Source organism: Streptomyces sp. CB02400 (assembly GCF_001905725.1).
Taxonomy (GTDB): Bacteria; Actinomycetota; Actinomycetes; order Streptomycetales; family Streptomycetaceae; genus Streptomyces; species Streptomyces atrovirens.
In genome coordinates this window covers 10,817-29,037 of sequence record NZ_LIWB01000014.1, presented here as the reverse complement: position 1 = coordinate 29,037, position 18,221 = coordinate 10,817, and the positions used below count along the sequence as shown (strand labels likewise).

Here is an 18,221-nt window from a genome sequence, read left to right as displayed (position 1 = left end):
CGCAGACGGTTCACCCGCGGATTCTCAGGGACGGCCGGTGAGGTAGCCGCCCATCGAGGTGAAGTACTCGGTCGCGCCCAGTTCCCGGCCGTCCTCGGTCCGTACGCGGGTGATGGCCAGGCCGTGGTTGCGGCCGGTACGGGCGTCGGCGCCGGCGACGATCACCACGCCGTCGCCCTCGCGGTAGAAGATCCGGCCGGGCGTGCCGCCGTAGCGTCCCCGGGACACCACGGCGGCCAGGACCTCGAGGCGCCGGCCCTTGTGGAAGGTGAAGGCGCTCGGGTACGGGTCCGACTGGGCGCGTACGAGGCGCTCCAGGTCCTCGGCGGGCCAGTTCCAGTCGATCCGGATGTCCTCGAGGGACCGCTTGTGGAAGAAGCTGGCCTGCGAGCGGTCCTGCTTGGTGAACTCGGTCCGCCCGGAGGCGATCAGGCCGAGGGCGCCCGTGGTGACGGGGGCGATCAGGTCGACGGTCTTGTGGAACAGGTCGGTGGCCGTGTCCGTCGGCCCGACCGGGACCGCCCGCTGGAGGACGATGTCCCCGGCGTCGAGTTCCTCGTCCATCAGGTGCGCGGTGACGCCGACCTCGGACTCGCCGTTGATGAGGGCCCAGATCAGGGGGGAGAAGCCGGCGTACTTCGGCAGCAGCGAGTCGTGGACGTTCAGCGTGCCGTGCCGGGGCAGGCCGTAGATGTGCGGGGGGATCCAGGTGCGCCAGTTGTTGGCGACGATGATGTCCGGGTCGGCGTCCTTGAGCCGCGCGAACAGCTCCTCGTCGTCGGGGCGGTTGCGGACGATGACGGGGATGCCGTGCTCCTCGGCGAGCTCGGCGACCGAGTCGCTCCAGATCCGCTCGTAGGCGTGCTCGCTCCTGGGATGTGTCACCACCGTCACCACGTCGTGCTCGGAATCCAGCAGGGCCCGCAGGGTGCGGTGGCCCCAGGTCTGATAGCCGAACATGACGACCCGCATGCGGTTCCTCCTCGGGCAGGGAATGGCCGCCGCCAGTAAAGCAAGGCTTACCTAAGCCTGCAACATCGCCCGGATGAAAGCGGTTTGATGATCAGTCAGGAAATCGAACTCGTGAACTGTCCTTTTTGTCCAGTCGACAGCTTCACAACATAAGCTTAGGCTTCCCTAAGTTTTGCGGGCCGCTGCTCCGCCGGCGCGCCCCTCCTCCCGTAATCCCGACGCCGGACAACCGGCCGCCCGCACGATGGGAGTGACATGGCTCAGGTTCTTCCTGGCGACCCACCTCCGGTCCACGACCTCATTGGCATCGGCTTCGGCCCGTCCAATGTGGCCATGGCGATCGCGCTCAGCGAGCACAACGCGCGTGTCGGCAGGCAGGAGACGGTCACCGCCCACTTCTTCGAGCGGCAGCCGGCGTTCGGCTGGCACCGGGGCATGCTGATCGACGACGCGACGATGCAGGTGTCCTTCCTCAAGGACCTGGTGACCCTCCGCAACCCGACCAGCGAATACAGCTTCCTGAGCTATCTCCAGAGCAAGGGACGCCTGATCGACTTCGTCAACCACAAGAACTTCTTCCCGCTGCGGACGGAGTTCCACGACTACTTCGAATGGGCGGCGGCGAAGGTCGACGACATGGTCTCCTACGGCCACGAAGTCGTCGCCGTCGAACCCGTCTTACGTGACGGAGTGGTCGAGTACCTGGACGTGACGGCCCGCTCGCGGGACGGGCTGGTGGTGCACCGGGCCCGCAACCTGGTCATCGGCACCGGGCTGCGCCCGCGGATGCCGGAGGGGGTCGAACGCTCCGAACGCATCTGGCACAACTCCGACCTGCTGGCCAAGGTGGACGCCCTGGAGGGCACGGATCCCTCCCGGTTCGTCGTGGTCGGCGCCGGCCAGAGCGCCGCCGAGAACGTCGCCTACCTGCACCGCCGCTTCCCCGGCGCCGAGGTCCACGCCGTCTTCTCCCGCTACGGCTACAGTCCCGCCGACGACAGCAACTTCGCCAACCGGATCTTCGACCCCGAGGCGGTGGACGAGTACTTCACCGCCCCCGAGGACGTCAAGCGCAAGCTGATGGACTATCACGGGAACACCAACTACTCCGTGGTCGACACGGACCTCATCGAGGACCTCTACCGGCGCGTGTACCAGGAGAAGGTGCTCGGCACCGAGCGGCTCCACTTCCACAACGTGTCCCGGCTCACCGGAGTCGTCGAGACCCCGGAGCGGGTCCACGCCACCGTCGTCTCCCTGGTCACCGGCGAACAGACCGCCCTGGACGCCGACGTCGTCGTGTACGGCACGGGATACCTGCCCGCCGACGGACTGGCCCTCCTCGGCGAGACGGCCGGGCTCTGCCACCGCGACGACGAGGGCCGCGTCCGCGTCGAGCGGGACTACCGCGTGGCGACCCGCCCCGCACTGCGCTGCGGCATCTACCTGCAGGGCGGCACCGAACACACCCACGGCATCACCTCGTCCCTGCTGTCGAACATCGCGATCCGGGTCGGCGAGATCCTGGACTCGATCCTCGACCGGACCCCCGCGTCCTCCGACGCGCCCCGTCCCCTCACCGACGGGATCGGCACCGTTCGCTAGCCGACCCGAGGTCCAGCCCCCCACACCGCCGCGCACTGCCCGGTCGTCGTACCCGGCAGGCGCGGCACCCCTGTGAAACCCCGTGAAAGGAACCAACGTGTCCACTGGAACACGCCCCGCGCCGGCGCGGATCGCCGGACTCCTCCCCAGGGTGGTCGTGGCCGCCGTCGCCGCGCTCGCCCTGACCGCCTGTGGGGGCGGGACCGACAACTCCTCGTCCGGCAAGGACTCCTCGTCCTCGGCCGGTGCGGGCGCGCAGTCCGCGGCGTTCCCGGTCACGGTCGAGCACAAGTACGGCAGTACGACCATCGAGGAGGAACCGAAGAAGGTCGTCACGCTCGGACTGTCGGACCAGGACGCGGTGCTGGCGCTCGGCGTCAAACCGGTCGGCGCCGTCGACTGGTTCAAGGAGGAGCCGTACGGCAAGTGGCCCTGGACCAAGGAACTCTGGGGCTCCGACACCCCCGAGATCGTCGGCGAACGCGACGAGTACAACATGGAGAAGATCGCCGCGCTGCAGCCGGACCTGGTCATCGCCCAGTACTCGGGCATGAAGAAGGAGCAGTACGACACGCTCTCGAAGTTCACCAAGGTCGTCGCCCAGCCCAAGGACCACCCGGACTACGGGGCCCCCTGGCAGGAGATGACCCGCCAGATCGGCAAGGCGCTCGGCAAGGACGGCCGGGCCGAGAAGCTGATCTCGGACATCGACGCGCAGTTCGAGGCCGTCCGTGACGAACACCCCGAGTTCGGCGATCTGACACTGGCCGTCGCCGACAGCTTCGAGGCCGGCAAGTACTCGGCGTTCACCGCGACCGACCCCAAGGCCATCTTCTTCAAGGAACTGGGCTTCGAACTGAAGCCGGAGATCGACGAGCTGGCCAAGCCGGGCTGGAACGTGGCCGAGCTCAGCGCCGAGAAACTGAACGTCCTCGACGTCGACCGCCTGGTCTGGGTCACCTCCAGCACCGACGCCAACGACCGCATCAAGGCGGAGCCGCTGTACCGGAAGCTGAAGGTCAGCCAGGACGGGCGCGACCTGTTCGTGCCCTACCAGGGCCCGGACATCGGCGCGGCGTTCTCCTTCAACACGGTCCTGTCGATCCCGTACGCGATCGAGGAGATCACCCCGCTGATCACGGCCGTCAAGTGAGACCGGCGGGCGGCGGACACCGGCAGGCCCGCCGCCCGCCGCACCGGTCCGACACCTCCACGGCCGCTCACCGACGCACATCAAGGAAGGGTCCTTCTTACGATGCCTGACGCCGAGTCGGACCGGACCACAGGGTCCGGGCTGTGGCCCCTGACCGGAGCGCAGTCCGGTATCTGGCTCGCCCAGCAGATCGAGCCGGACAGCTCGGTCCACACCCTCGCCTTCGTCCTCGAACTGCGCGGCGCCGTCGACCCCGGCCGCCTCGCCGCCTCGGCCCGCCGGGCCGTCGAGGAGGCCGAGGCCCTGCACGTCCGCGTCACCGCCGACGGGGGCGAGCCGCGGCAGGCGGTCGTACGGGCCCCCGTCGAGGTGCCCGTCCTCGACTTCCGGGGCGAGACCGACCCGGACCGGGCGGCCGCCGCCTGGATGGACGCCGACCGGGACCGGCCCGCCGACCTCGCCGGCGGCCCGCTGTTCGCCCAGGCGGTGCTCCGGCTCACCGACGGCCATGTCCTCTGGTACCAGCGCTACCACCACATCGTCGTCGACGGCATGGGCGCCGCCCTGATCACCCGCAGGGCCGGTGAGCTCTACACCGCGGGCGAGCGGGCACCCGCCGCCCCCGACGGGACGCTCTCCCGTCTGGTCACCGCCGACCGGGAGTACCGCGCGTCCGCACGACACCGCACCGACCGCGCCTACTGGCTCGACCGGATGTCCGGCCGCCCGGAGCCCGTACGCCTCGTCGAGCGCGCACCGGCGCCGATGACGCGGCGGGTGCGGCGCTCCACGGTGCTCGGCGCGCGGGACACCGCCCGGCTGGAGGCCGCCGCCCGCGGCACCGGTGTCCGGCTCTCCCGGTTCCTGATCACCGCCGTGGCCGCCTACCTGCACCGGACCAGCGGCGCACAGGACCTGGTCCTCGGCCTGCCGGTCACCGCCCGCCGGGACGACGGGGCGGCGGCCGTGCCCGGCATGGTGTCCAACGTCGTCCCCCTGCGGGTGCCGGTCCGCCCGGGCACCACCGGAGCCGAACTGGCGGTGGAGATCGGGCACATCGTCGCCGAGGCCGTCGAGCACGGGCGCTACCGGGCCGAGGACCTGGCCCGGGACCTGGGGCTGGCCGACGGACTGGCCGAACTGGTCGGGCCGACGGTCAACATCCTCCCCGGCACCGCCGACCTGCCCTTCGACGACCACCCGGCCGAACTCCACCCGGCCTGGCTCGGCCCGGTGAACGACCTGGCCCTCACCTTCTCCCGGGCACGGGACGGACGGGGCGTCCGCCTCCACCTCGACGCCGACGCCGACGCCTGCGACGAAACCGCCCTGCGTGACCACGAACGCCGCTTCCTCGCCCTGCTGGACTCCCTGGCCGAAGACCCCGACCGGCCCCTCGGACACATCGACCTCACCGACGGCGCGGAACGCGGCCGGCTCCTCCACGAACTGGGCGTCTCCCCGCGCGAGGTGCCCGAGCTGACCTGGCCCGCGGCCTTCGAACACCAGGTCCGCGGGGCGCCCGACGCCGTGGCACTGGTCTGCGAGGACCGGGAACTGACGTACGACGAACTGAACGCCCGCGCCAACCGGCTCGCCCGGCTCCTGGTCTCCCGGGGCGTGCGGGCCGAGGACGTCGTCGCCGTGGCCCTGCCCCGCTCGCCCGAGCTGGTGATCTGTCTGCTCGCGGTACTGAAGACCGGCGCCGCCTACCTCCCGCTGGACGCCGACCACCCGAAGGACCGCATCGCCCACATGCTGTCCGACGCGGGGGCCCGCACCGTCGTCACCGTGCGCGACCTGGCCGGGGAACTCCCCGCCGTACCCGGCGCAGACCACGTCCTGCTCGACGACCCGGCCACGGCCGCCGCGTACGCCGCACAGGACCCGTCCGACCTCTCCCTGCCGATCCCGCTCGACCGGGCCGCGTACGTCATCTACACCTCGGGCTCCACCGGCCGCCCCAAGGGCGTCGTCGTCACCCACGACGGCGTCGGCAGCCTCATCGCCACCGCCACCGACCGCATCGGCGTCGGCCCGGACAGCAGGGTCGTGCAGTTCGCCTCCGTCGGCTTCGACGTCACGGTCTGGGACCTGATCATGTCGCTGTGCGTGGGCGGACGGATCATCGTCGTCCCCGACGGGCGCCGCGTCGCCGGGCCCGCCCTCACCGAGTACATCGCCGGGCACCGCGCCACCCACATGATCCTGCCGCCGTCGCTGGTCTCCGCGCTGCCACGGGACTGCGAACTGCCCGACGGAGCCGTCCTCGTCGTCGGCACCGAAGCCGTGCCGAGCGAGCTGATCGCCCGCTGGGCCGGGCGGCTGCGGGTCGTCGTCGCCTACGGGCTCACCGAGGCGAGCGTCAACTCCACCCTGTGGCTCGCCGACCCCGCCCGGCCGGGGCCCGCACCCATCGGCCGGCCCGACCCCAACACCCGTGCCTACGTGCTCGACTCCGCGCTGCGCCCGGTCCCGGTGGGCGCCGAGGGCGAGCTGTACGTCGCCGGCCGGGGTCTGGCCCGCGGCTACCTCGGCCGGCCGGAGCTCACCTCCGAGCGGTTCGTCGCCGACCCGTTCGGCGCGCCCGGCACCCGCATGTACCGCACCGGCGACCGGGTGCGCTGGGCCCCCGACGGCAACCTGGAGTTCCTCGGCCGCGCCGACGGCCAGCTCAAGATCCGGGGCCACCGGATCGAGCCGGGCGAGATCGAGAGCGCCTTCATGGCCTGCCCCGGCATCGCCCAGGCCGCGGTCCTGCCACGGGACGACCACCGGGGCGTCACCCGCCTGGTCGCCTACCTCGTGGCGGAGACCGACGCCGCCGTGACGGCCGCGCGGGCCCGAGTGGCCGACGTCCTGCCCGACTTCATGGTGCCGTCCGCCGTCGTCGTCATCGACGGCCCCCTTCCGCTGACACCCAACGGCAAGCTCGACCGGCGCGCCCTCCCCGCTCCCCACTGGACCTCCCTGAGCGGGACGGACGCGCCCACCACCCCCGCCGAGACCACGCTCGCCGGTCTGTTCGCCGACGTGCTCGGCATGCCGTCGGCCGGCGTCCACGACAGCTTCTTCGAACTGGGCGGCGACAGCATCGTCGCGATCCGGCTGGTCAACCTCGCCCGGGCGGCCGGGCTCGCGATCACCCCCCGCGACGTGTTCCGCAGGCGGACCGTGGCGGCGCTCGCGCAGGCCGCCGACCAGGCCGGCCCCGGCACGCGGCCCGACACCCCGGCGCACCTGGACGAGGACGCCCTGCCGGTCTCCCCGCTCCAGGAGGGCTTCTTCTTCCACGCCCGGTACGACACCGGCGCCGCCGACCCGTACCTGGTCCAGCAACTCCTCGACCTCGCGGGCCCGGTGGAGCCCGACCGCCTGCGCCGGACGCTGCAGCACCTCCTCGACCGGCATCCGCTGCTGCGCGCCTCGTTCCGCCAACTGCCCGACGGCCGCGTCGTCCAGCGGCTCGCGGAGCACGCCGTCCTGCCGTGGCGGGAGACCGGTACCCACACGGCCGGAGGACTGGACGCCCTGCTGGAGGCGGACCGGGCCGAAGGCTTCGACCTCGCCCGGCCCCCGCTGCTGCGGGCCACCCTGATCCGCGACGGACGGCACCACCGCCTGCTGCTCACCCTGCACCACATCGTCGCCGACGGCTGGTCGCTCGCCGTCCTCCGGCGAGAACTGCTCGCCGCCCACCGAGGCGAGGACCTGCCGGAGCCCTTCGTCCCGCACCGCCACCTGGCCTGGCTGGCCGGCCGGGACCGCGACGCGGCGCGCGAGGCGTGGCAGCGGGCGCTGTCGGGACTTCCCGGGCCCACCCTGCTCGCCGGCTCCCTCACGACGGCGGACGGGCACCGGGCGCCCGCCCGGCCGGACCACCTGGACGTCCCGCTGCCCGACGACGGCCTCACCGCGTACGCCCGCACCCACGGAATCACCCTGAGCACCGTCGTCCACGGCCTCTGGGGCCTGCTCCTCGGCGGCCTGACCGGCGCCCAGGACGTGGTGTTCGGCACCACGGTGTCCGGCCGGGGCCACGGGACCGGCGACCTGGAGCGTGCCGTCGGCCTGTTCATCAACACCGTCCCGGCCCGCGTACGCCTGACGCCCGACGAGTCCCTCACCGATCTGCTGCGGCGCGTCCAGGACGAGCACGCGGCACTGCTGGACCACCAGCACCTCGGTCTCGCCGACATCCAGCGGACCGCGGGCGGCGGCGAACTCTTCGACACCCTCGTCGTGTTCGAGAACCACCCGACCGCCTCCGACGACGGCGCGGACACCCTCCGCGTCACCGGCTCCGAGGTGTTCGACACCGTGCACTACCCCCTCGCACTGATCGTCGAGCCGGAGGGCGGCCGGCTGCGGCTGCGGTTCACGTACGACGCCGCACGCCTGGACCGGCCGGTCGTGGCCGGCCTCGCCGACCGGTTCGTGACCCTGCTGCGCACCCTGACGTCCGACCCCGGCCGCCCGGTCGCCCGCACCGGCCTGCTGACCCCTCAGGAGCAGCAGCGCCTGACCGGGCCCGGCGCCACCGCGCACCCGGTGCCCGACGCCACCCTGGCCTCACTGTTCGCACAACAGACGGCACGCACGCCGCACGCCACGGCGCTCGTCTTCGAGGACACCACCCTCACCTACGCGGAACTCGACCGGCGCGCCGAGACCCTGGCCCGTCGACTGCGGGCACGCGGCGCGGGCCCCGAACGGTTCGTCGCGGTCGCCGTGCCCCGGTCGGCGGAGCTCGTGGTCGCGCTGCTGGCCGTCCTCAAGGCGGGCGCCGCCTACCTTCCCGTCGACCTCGACCACCCCGCGGACCGGGTCGCGTATCTGCTCCGCGACTCCGGGGCACGGACCGTCGTGACCACCGCCGAGGCCGCCGCGAGGCTGCCCGAAGTGCCCGGCCTCCAGCACCTGATGGTCGAGGACGACGAGGACGTCCCCGACACCCGGCCGACCCCGGCCGGCCCGGACCATCCCGCGTACCTGATCCACACCTCCGGTTCCACCGGGCGCCCCAAGGGCGTCGTGGTCACCCACCGGGCGATCGTCAACCGGCTCGCCTGGATGCAGGCCGAGTACCGGCTCGCCGACGACGACCGGGTGCTCCAGAAGACGCCGTCCGGTTTCGACGTCTCCGTGTGGGAGTTCTTCTGGCCCCTGCTGGAGGGCGCCACCGTCGTCCTCGCCCGCCCCGACGGCCACCGCGACCCCGCCTACCTGGCCGAGCTGATCCGCACCGAGCGGATCACCACACTGCACTTCGTGCCGTCGATGCTGGCCGCCTTCCTGCGCTTCACGGAGACGCGGCGGGACCGGCTGTGGGCGGCGAGCCTGCGCCGGGTCTTCTGCAGCGGCGAGGCGCTCCCCGGCGCGGACGCCGCACGCTGGCGGGACCTCACCGCCCGCTCCGGACAGGGCCCCGTCCCCCTGCACAACCTCTACGGCCCCACCGAGGCCGCCGTGGACGTGACGTACTTCCCGTACGACGGCGGCGACGAGATCACCGTGCCGATCGGCCGGCCGGTGTGGAACACCCGGCTGTATGTGCTGGACGCCTTCCTGCGCCCGGTGCCCGACGGCGTCCCCGGCGAGCTCTACCTCAGCGGGATCCAGCTGGCGCGCTCCTACCACGACCGGCCGGGACTGACCGCCGAGCGGTTCGTCGCCGACCCCTTCGGCGCGCCCGGCGCACGCATGTACCGCACCGGGGACCTGGTCCGGCGCCGCGCCGACGGCGCCGTCGAGTACCTCGGGCGCACCGACCGACAGGTCAAGATCCGCGGCAACCGTGTCGAACCCGGCGAGATCGAGGCGGTGCTGGGCGGACTGCCGGGCGTGGACCGGGCGGCCGTGATCGCCCGCGACGGCACCCTGACCGCGTACGCCGTGCCCGCGCCCGACGCCGGTCCGGTGGACGCCGAGAGCCTGCGCGCGGCGCTCGCGGACGCGCTGCCCGCGCCCATGGTGCCGGGTGCCGTCCTGCTGATCGGCGAACTGCCGCTGACCCCGAGCGGCAAACTCGACGTCAACGCGCTGCCCGCGCCGTCCGCCGCCCCCGGGGCCGGTGGCCGCGCACCCGCCGACGAGCGGGAGCGCGCCCTGTGCGACATCTTCGCCGACGTGCTCGGTGTGCCCGGCATCGGCGTCGACGACGACTTCTTCACCCTCGGCGGCGACAGCCTCACCTCCATCACCGTCGCCACCCGGGCCAGGGAACACGGACTGCTCATCGGCCCGCGCGACGTCTTCGAGCACCGCACCCCGGCCGCGCTCGCCGCCGCGGCCGACGAGCACACCCCTCGGAATCCGACCGCCTCCGACGTGACGGTCCCGGTGACCGAGGCAGGTCGGGCCGCCGCCGCCCTGAAGGCCGTACTGGCCAGGCAGGAGCAGTCCGGCGCGGCGGTCGATCCCGCCCTGCGGGCGCTGCTGGCTCAGCTCACCACGGCAGCCGACACGCCCCGGGCCCCCCTGCTCACCCCCGAGGAGACCGCCCGCGTCGAGGCCGCCGCCGGTGCCTCACGGGTCGCGGACATCTGGCCCCTGTCCCCGCTCCAGGAGGGCATGTACTTCCACGCCACCTACGACGCCGGCGACGCACTCGACGTCTATCTCTCCCAGGAGACACTGGACTTCGACCACCGCCTGGACGCCGCCCGGCTGCGCGCCGCGTGCCGGACGCTCCTGGAGCGCAACACCGGCCTGCGCGCCGGGTTCGTCAGCGACGGTCTGCCCCGCCCGGTGCAGTTCATCGCGGAGCACGCCGAATTCCCCCTCGTCGAGCACGACCTCTCCGCACTGCCGTCCGGCGAGCAGCGGGCCCGCACGGACGAACTCCTCGCGGCCGACCGCCGCCGCCGCTTCGACCTGACCGCCCCGCCCCTCGCCCGCCTGCTGCTGCTCCACCTCGGCGACGGCCGGGACCGGCTGGTCGTCACCCACCACCTCATCCTCTGGGACGGCTGGTCCGCCTGGCTGTTCCTGGAGGAACTCCTCGCACTGTACGAGCGTGCCGGCGACGCCACCGGACTGCCGGCCCCCGGCTCCTACCGGGACTACCTGACCTGGCTGGACCGGCAGGACACCGACACCGCGCTGGCCGCGTGGCGCCGGGCGCTCGCCGGGTTCGACGAGCCGACCCTGGTCGCCCCGGCCGGCCGCGACGGCGGCCCGGTGATACCGGCGGACTTCGACGCGACGCTCACCCGTGAGACCAGCGACCGGCTGCGCGCCGCCGCCCGGCGCCACGGACTCACCCCGAACACCGTGCTGAACACGGCCTGGGCCCTGGTGCTCTCGGCGCTGACCGGCCGCACGGACGTCGCCTTCGGCACGGCGGTGGCCGGACGGCCCGCCGACGTCCCCGACGCCGCCGGCATCATCGGCATGTTCCTCAACACGGTCCCGGCCCGTATCGCCCTCGACCCCGGCGAACCCCTGCTCGACCTGTTGCGCAGGACGCAGTCCGAGCGCGCGGCGGTCATGCCGTACGAGTACGTGGGGCTCGGGACGCTGCAGCGGGAGACCGGTCACCGGCGGCTGTTCGACACCCTGTTCGTGCTGCGCTCGGCCGACGGCGAGGAGCGGGCCGCCACGCTCCGGCAGCGGCACGGCATCACCGGCATCTCCAACGTGGACGGCACCCACTTCCCGCTCACCCTGATCGTCACGCCGGAGACCCGGCTGCGGGTGACCCTCGCCGCCCGGCCCGACCTGTTCGACGCGGACACGGCCACGGTGATCCTCGCCCGGTTCACGACCGTACTGGAGCGACTGGCCGACGTCCTCGCCGGACCGGAGGCGGGCAGCGCCCGGACCGCCGGCCTCGACCTGCTGCTGCCCAGGGAGCGGACCGCCCCGGCCGCGACCCGCGAACCGTTGCCCGACGACACCGTCGCCGACCTGCTCACCGCCCGGACCGCCCGCACGCCCGACGCGGTGGCCCTGGTCTTCGGCGAACAGTCCCTGACCTACGCCGAGCTGGACGCCCGGATCAACCGCCTCGCCCGGCTGCTGCTGGCCCGGGGCGCGGGACCGGAGAAGGCCGTCGCGCTCGCCCTGCCCCGCTCCCTCGACATGGTCACGGCGCTGTTCGCCGTCCTGCGCACCGGGGCCGCCTACCTGCCGCTCGACCTCGACCACCCCGCCGACCGGCTGCGCCTGATGGTGGCGGACACCGGCCCGCTGTGCCTGGTCTCCACCACGGCCGTGGCCCCCGCCCTGCGGGGCGAAGAGGGACCCCTCGCGCCCGAACTGCTCCTGGACACCCCGCCCGTGGCCGCCGAACTCTCCGCACTCCCGCACGGCGACCTCACCGACGCCGAACGGCCGGCCTTCGCCCGTGGCGTGCCGGACCGGCTGGAGCACCCGGCGTACATCATCTACACCTCCGGCTCCACCGGACGCCCCAAGGGCGTCGTCACCCCCTACCGGGGGCTGACGAACATGCAGCTCAACCACCAGCGGGAGATCTTCGACCCGGCCATCGCCTCCGCCGGGGGACGGCGGCTGCGGATCGCGCACACCGTCTCCTTCGCGTTCGACATGTCCTGGGAGGAACTGCTGTGGCTCGTCGAGGGCCACGAGGTGCACGTCTGCGACGAGCAGCTGCGCCGTGACGCCGAGGCGCTGGTGGCCTACTGCGACCGGCACGCCGTCGACGTCGTCAACGTCACCCCGACCTACGCCCAGTTGCTGATCGAGGAGGGCCTGCTCGAACAGGACCCGGCCACGGGGCGGCACCGGCCCGCCCTGGTCCTGCTCGGCGGCGAGGCCGTCCCCGACACCGTGTGGACCCGGCTGCGCCGCACGGAGGGCACCTACGGCTACAACCTGTACGGGCCCACCGAGTACACGATCAACACCCTCGGCGGCTCCACCACGGACAGCACCACCCCGACCGTCGGCCTGCCCATCCGCAACACCCGCGCCCACGTCCTCGACACCATGCTCCGCCCGGTCCCGCCCGGCTGCCCCGGCGAGCTGTACATCGCCGGCACCGGGCTCGCCCGCGGCTACCACGAACGGCCGGGACTCACGGCGGAACGCTTCGTCGCCGACCCGTTCGGGGAGCCGGGCGAGCGCATGTACCGCACCGGCGACCTGGTCCGGCAGCGCCCGGACGGCCTGCTCGACTTCCTCGGCCGCACCGACGACCAGGTGAAGATCCGCGGCTACCGCATCGAGCCGGCGGAGATCGCCGCCGTCCTGTCCGCGCACCCCGAGGTCGCCCGTGCGGCGGTCGTCGTGGTGCCGTCCGCCGGGACGAAGCGCCTGGTCGGCTATGTGGTGCCGGAGGAGGGCGGGCAGCCGGGGGAGGACCTGGCCAAGCGGCTCCGCGACCACCTGCGGGCCGGCCTGCCGGACTACATGGTCCCGGCCGCCCTCGTCCCCGTGGACGCCCTCCCGCTGACCGTCAACGGCAAGCTCGACGTCAAGGCGCTGCCCGCCCCCGACCTCACCGGCACGGGCACCGGCCGGCCGCCCCGCACCCCGCACGAGGAGACGCTGTGCGCGCTCTTCGCCGATGTGCTCGGCCTGCCCGAGGACAGCGTCGGGGCCGACGGCGACTTCTTCGACCTGGGCGGGCACTCCCTGCTCGCCACCCGGCTGGTCAGCCGCGCCCGCGCCGCCCTCGACGTCGAACTCGCCATCCGCGACCTGTTCGAGGCACCCACCGTCGCCGAACTGGCGCGGCGCACGGCCCGCTCCGACACCGCCGCCCGGCCCGCGCTCACGGCCGGGGAGCGCCCCGCCGAGCTGCCGCTGTCCCACGCCCAGCAGCGGCTGTGGGTCGTCCAGCAGATCGAGTGCACCTCCGCCGCGTACAACTTCCCGCTGGTGCTGCGGGTGCGTGGGCCGCTCGACCGTACGGCGTGGAGCGCTGCCCTCGCCGATGTGACGGCCCGCCACGAGGCGCTGCGCACCCTCTTCGCCGAACGGGACGGCCGGGTGTTCCAGCACGTGCTGCCCGCCGACGAGGCCCGCCCGGAGGTGGAGCACATCCGGGCCGCCGAGGCCGAGGTGCCCGCCGTCGTGGCCACCGCGGTGCGCCGGCCGTTCGACCTCGCCCGCGAACTGCCCCTGCGCGCCACCCTCGTGGAGATCACCCCCGAGGACCACGTCGTCGTGCTGCTGCTGCACCACATCACCACCGACGAATGGTCGGACCGCCCCTTCCTGCGCGACCTGGCCACCGCCTACCGCGCCCGCCTCGCGGGCACCGCCCCCGCATGGCGGCCACTGCCCGTCCAGTACGCCGACTACGCCCTCTGGCAGCAGCGGCTGCTCGGCGACCCGTCCGACCCCGACAGCCAGGCCGCCCGTCAACTGGCCTACTGGCGTACGGCACTGGCGGGAGCCCCCGAGGAACTCGACCTGCCCGCCGACCGGCCCCGGCCCGCCCGTCCCGCCTTCTCCGGGGCCGCACTCGACATCGAGTTCGACACCGCCGTCCACGAAGGGCTCGGCCGGCTCGCCCGGTCCACCGGCACCAGCATGTTCATGGTCGTCCACGCGGCCGTCGCCACCCTGCTCCACCGCATGGGCGCCGGAACGGACATCCCGCTCGGCGCGCCCATCGCGGGCCGCGGCGACCAGGCACTGGACGACCTCGTCGGCTTCTTCGTCAACACCCTCGTCCTACGGGCCGACCTCGGCGGGGACCCCGGCTTCACCGAGCTGCTCACCCGGATCCGCGCGACCGACCTGGCCGCGTTCTCCCACGCGGACGTGCCGTTCGAGGCGGTGGTGGAGGAGATCAACCCGGCCCGGTCGATCGCCCGCAACCCGCTGTTCCAGGTGATGGTCGGCCACCACGTCCGTACCGGCGACGCGCTCGAACTGCCCGGCCTGACCGCCGAGTACCTGCCGTTCCCGGTCGGATCGGCCAAGTTCGACCTCGTGTTCAGCTTCACCGAGCGGCAACGGACCGACCACGAACCGGGATCGCTCCGCTGCCGTCTGGAGTACGCCACCGAACTGTTCGACCACGAGAGCGCCGAGCGGATCGGCGAACGGCTGCGCAGGCTCGTCACCGCCGTCGTCGCCGCACCCGGACAACCCGTCTCCCGGGCGGAGATCCTCTCCGCCGACGAACGCCACCAGGTCCTGGAGCGCTTCAACGCCACCGGACGGGACGTCGAGGAGGCGTCCCTGCCCGCCCTCTTCGCCCGGCGGCTCGCCGAACGGCCCGACGCGGTCGCCGTCGTCGAGCGCTCCCGCCCGGTGACGTACGCACAGCTCGACGCACGGGCCGACCGCATCGCACGGCTCCTCGCCGCGCACGGCGTCGGCACCGAGAGCGTGGTCGGGGTGGCCGTGCCCCGCTCGGTCGACATGATCGCGACCGTGCTCGCCGCGCTGAAGCTGGGCGCCGCCTTCCTGCCGCTGGACCTGGCACACCCGGGCGACCGCCTCACCTACATGATCGAGGACTCGGGCGCCGCCCTCGTCGTCGGCAGCGAACCGGTGGCCGGCAAGATCCCCGAGGTGCCGGGCGTCCCCGTGGTACTGCTCGACGCCCCCGCGACCGTCACCGCACTGGACCGCCTGCCGGACACCCCCGTGGACGCCCGCCCGGTCGAGCTGGACCAAGCCGCGTACGTGATCTACACCTCCGGTTCGACGGGCCGGCCCAAGGGCGTCGTCGTCTCCCACGAGGGCGTCTCCAGCCTGGTCGCCACCGCCGTCGACCGCATGGACCTGCACCCCGACAGCCGGGTCCTCCAGTTCGCCTCCATCGGCTTCGACGTGTTCGTCTTCGAACTGGCCATGGCCCTGTGCCACGGCGGCCGGCTCGTACTGATCCCCGACGAGGCACGGGTCGCCGGAGAGGCGCTCACCGACTTCCTCGCGGACCAGCGCGTCACCCACATGATCCTGCCGCCGTCCCTGGTCTCCGCCCTGCCGCCCGGCTGCGCCCTGCCCGAGGGATCGACCGTCCTGGTCGGCACCGAGACGGTCCCGCCGGACCTGTTCGAACGCTTCGGCGCCACCGCCCACCTGATCTGCGCCTACGGGCTCACCGAGGCGACCGTCAACTCCACCCTGTGGCCCTCCCGCGCACACGGATCGCGCACGCCCGGCCGGGTCCCCATCGGCCGCCCCGACCCCAACACCCGCTGCTACGTCCTGGACGAACACCTCCGCCCGGTCCCGCCGGGCGTGGCGGGGGAGCTGTACGTCGCCGGGCGCGGTCTCGCCCGCGGCTACCTCGGCAGGCCCGCGCTCACCTCCGAGCGGTTCGTCGCCGACCCGTTCGGACCGCCCGGCGGCCGCATGTACCGCACGGGCGACCGCGCCCGCTGGCGGGCGGACGGCAACCTCGACTTCCTCGGCCGGGTGGACACCCAGGTGAAGATCCGCGGGTTCCGCATCGAGCTCGGGGAGATCGAGGCGGCCCTCACCGGCCACCCCGCGGTCGGCCAGGCGGCCGTGACCGCCGACCGCGACGGCGACATCGTGCGCCTCGTCGGTTACGCCGTGCCCGACGGCGGCGCGGACCTCGACCCGCGGGCGCTGCGCGCCCATGTCGCCGGGCTGCTGCCCGAGTACATGGTCCCGGCCCTCGTCGTACCGCTGGACGGTCCGCTGCCGCTGACCCCCAACGGCAAGCTGGACCGCAGGGCGCTGCCCGCGCCGGACTGGTCCTCCATGACCGGCGACGCCCACCCCGCCACCCGGACGCAGGCCCGGCTGGCCGGGCTGTTTCGCGAGGTCCTCCGGCTGGACGACGTCGGCGTCCACGACAACTTCTTCGCACTGGGCGGCCACTCGATGGCCGCGATGCGGCTGCTGGGCCGGATCCGCACCGAGTTCGGCGTGGAACTGGGCATCCGGGACGTCTTCGACGCGCTGACCGTCGCCGGCCTCGCCACCGTGCTCGACGGGGCGGCCACCGCCCGCCCCGCGCCGCGCCCGGCCGGGGACGGCGCGGCGGTGGACCCCGGCAGGCCGGTCGCGCCGGTCCAGCGCGCCCAGTGGCACGCCCACCGGCGCGACCCCCGGTTCGACCACGCCCTGGAACTGCGCTCACCGGGCGGACTGGACGCCGGCGCGCTCACCGCCGCGCTGGCCGATGTGACGGCACGCCACCAGCCGCTGCGCACGGCGTTCACCGAACGCGACGGCACGGTGTTCCCGCACCCGGTCGAGCCCCCCGCCCTGACCGTCGAGGAGTGCGCCGACCTCGACGGGCGCCTGGCCGAACTCGCGGGTCAGGTGACGGACCTGACGGCGGAGGCCCCGCTGCGGGCACGGCTGCTCACCGCCCCCGACGGCCGCCAGGCGGTCTCGCTGACCGCGCACCACCTCGCCGTCGACGAGTGGTCGGTGGTCCCCCTGCTCCGCGACCTCACCACCGCGTACGCCGCCCGGTCCGAGGGCAGGGAACCCGGCTGGCGGCCGCTGCCGGTGACGTACGCCGACCACACCCGCTGGTCACACGAGGCGCTCGGCGACCTCACCGACCCGGACAGCCGGGGCGGGCGCCAGCTCGCCTACTGGCGGCGGACGCTGAAGGACGTACCGCCCGCCCCCGCGCTGCCGGCGGACCGATCGCGGTCCGCCGCGCCCGGCCGGGTCGCCTTCGTGCTGGACGAGCGGCTGCACGCCGACGTGGACCGGCTGGCCCGGACCACCGGCACCAGCATGTTCATGGTGCTGCACTCGGCCCTGGCGGCCCTGCTCACCGCGCACGGCGCGGGCACCGACCTGCCCATCGGCACGATGACCGCGGGCCGCGCCGACGACCGGCTCGCCGACCTCGTCGGCTGCTTCCTCAACACGCTCGTCCTGCGCACCGACACGGCGGGCGACCCCGCCTTCGCGGAACTGCTGGCCCGGGTGCGGGAGACGACGCTCGGCGCCCTGGACCGGCAGGACGTGCCGTACGACGAGGTGGCCCGCGCGACCGGGCTGCCCCCCGAGGGGCCCCGGGTCATGGTGATCCACCACGAACAGGCCGACCTGGCACGGCTGGAAGGGGGCCTGGGCTCGCTGCGGGCCGCCCCCACCGGCGCGGTGCGGGCAGGACTGACCCTCGGCTTCCACGAACCGCGCGGCGCCGGCCCGGTGCACTGCGCGCTGACCCACGCGGCCGGCGTACTCGGCACCGCCGCGGCACGCCGGCTCGCCGACGACCTGACCGCCCTGCTGCGCGACGCGGCGGCCGACCCGCGACGACCTCTCTCCGAGCTGATCACCACCCCGCCCACAAGGAGTGACCACGCATGACGACCAACCCGTTCGAGGACCCGCAGGGCCGCTTCCTGGTCCTGGTCAACGACGAGAACCAGCACTCCCTGTGGCCGTCCTTCGCCCAGGTGCCGGCCGGCTGGCGGACCGCCTTCGGCGAGGACACCCGCGAAGCCTGCCTGGCCTACGTGGAGACCCACTGGACCGACCTGCGCCCCGCGAGCCTGGCCGCCCACGACCACTGACCCGCCCCACACACCCGGCCGCCACGCCGGACACACCGACG

General features: G+C 73.6%; 5 protein-coding genes. 4 read left to right on the top strand and 1 reads right to left on the bottom strand.

The features are described from left to right. Positions 1-24 precede the first annotated feature (24 nt). Complete coding sequence (locus AMK33_RS28325) at positions 25-972, bottom strand: methionyl-tRNA formyltransferase (protein WP_073935820.1); 948 nt, start codon at positions 970-972, stop codon at positions 25-27. A 255-nt stretch (positions 973-1,227) separates the two neighbouring features. Here AMK33_RS28325 and AMK33_RS28320 point away from each other — a divergent pair, with 255 nt between their 5' ends. From AMK33_RS28320 to AMK33_RS28305, 4 genes are all read left to right on the top strand, one after another. Further along, positions 1,228-2,577, top strand: coding sequence for a lysine N(6)-hydroxylase/L-ornithine N(5)-oxygenase family protein (locus tag AMK33_RS28320; RefSeq protein ID WP_073935819.1), 1,350 nt, complete (start codon positions 1,228-1,230; stop codon positions 2,575-2,577). A gap of 97 nt (positions 2,578-2,674) precedes the next feature. Further along, positions 2,675-3,730, top strand: coding sequence for an iron-siderophore ABC transporter substrate-binding protein (locus AMK33_RS28315; protein ID WP_201263097.1), 1,056 nt, complete (start codon positions 2,675-2,677; stop codon positions 3,728-3,730). A 102-nt stretch (positions 3,731-3,832) separates the two neighbouring features. Then, positions 3,833-17,974, top strand: a complete 14,142-nt coding sequence (locus tag AMK33_RS28310; protein WP_073935817.1) for a non-ribosomal peptide synthetase — start codon at positions 3,833-3,835, stop codon at positions 17,972-17,974. Beyond that, complete coding sequence (locus tag AMK33_RS28305; RefSeq protein WP_073935816.1) at positions 17,971-18,180, top strand: MbtH family protein; 210 nt, start codon at positions 17,971-17,973, stop codon at positions 18,178-18,180. Before AMK33_RS28310 ends, AMK33_RS28305 begins: the two co-directional genes overlap by 4 nt. Positions 18,181-18,221 lie beyond the last annotated feature (41 nt).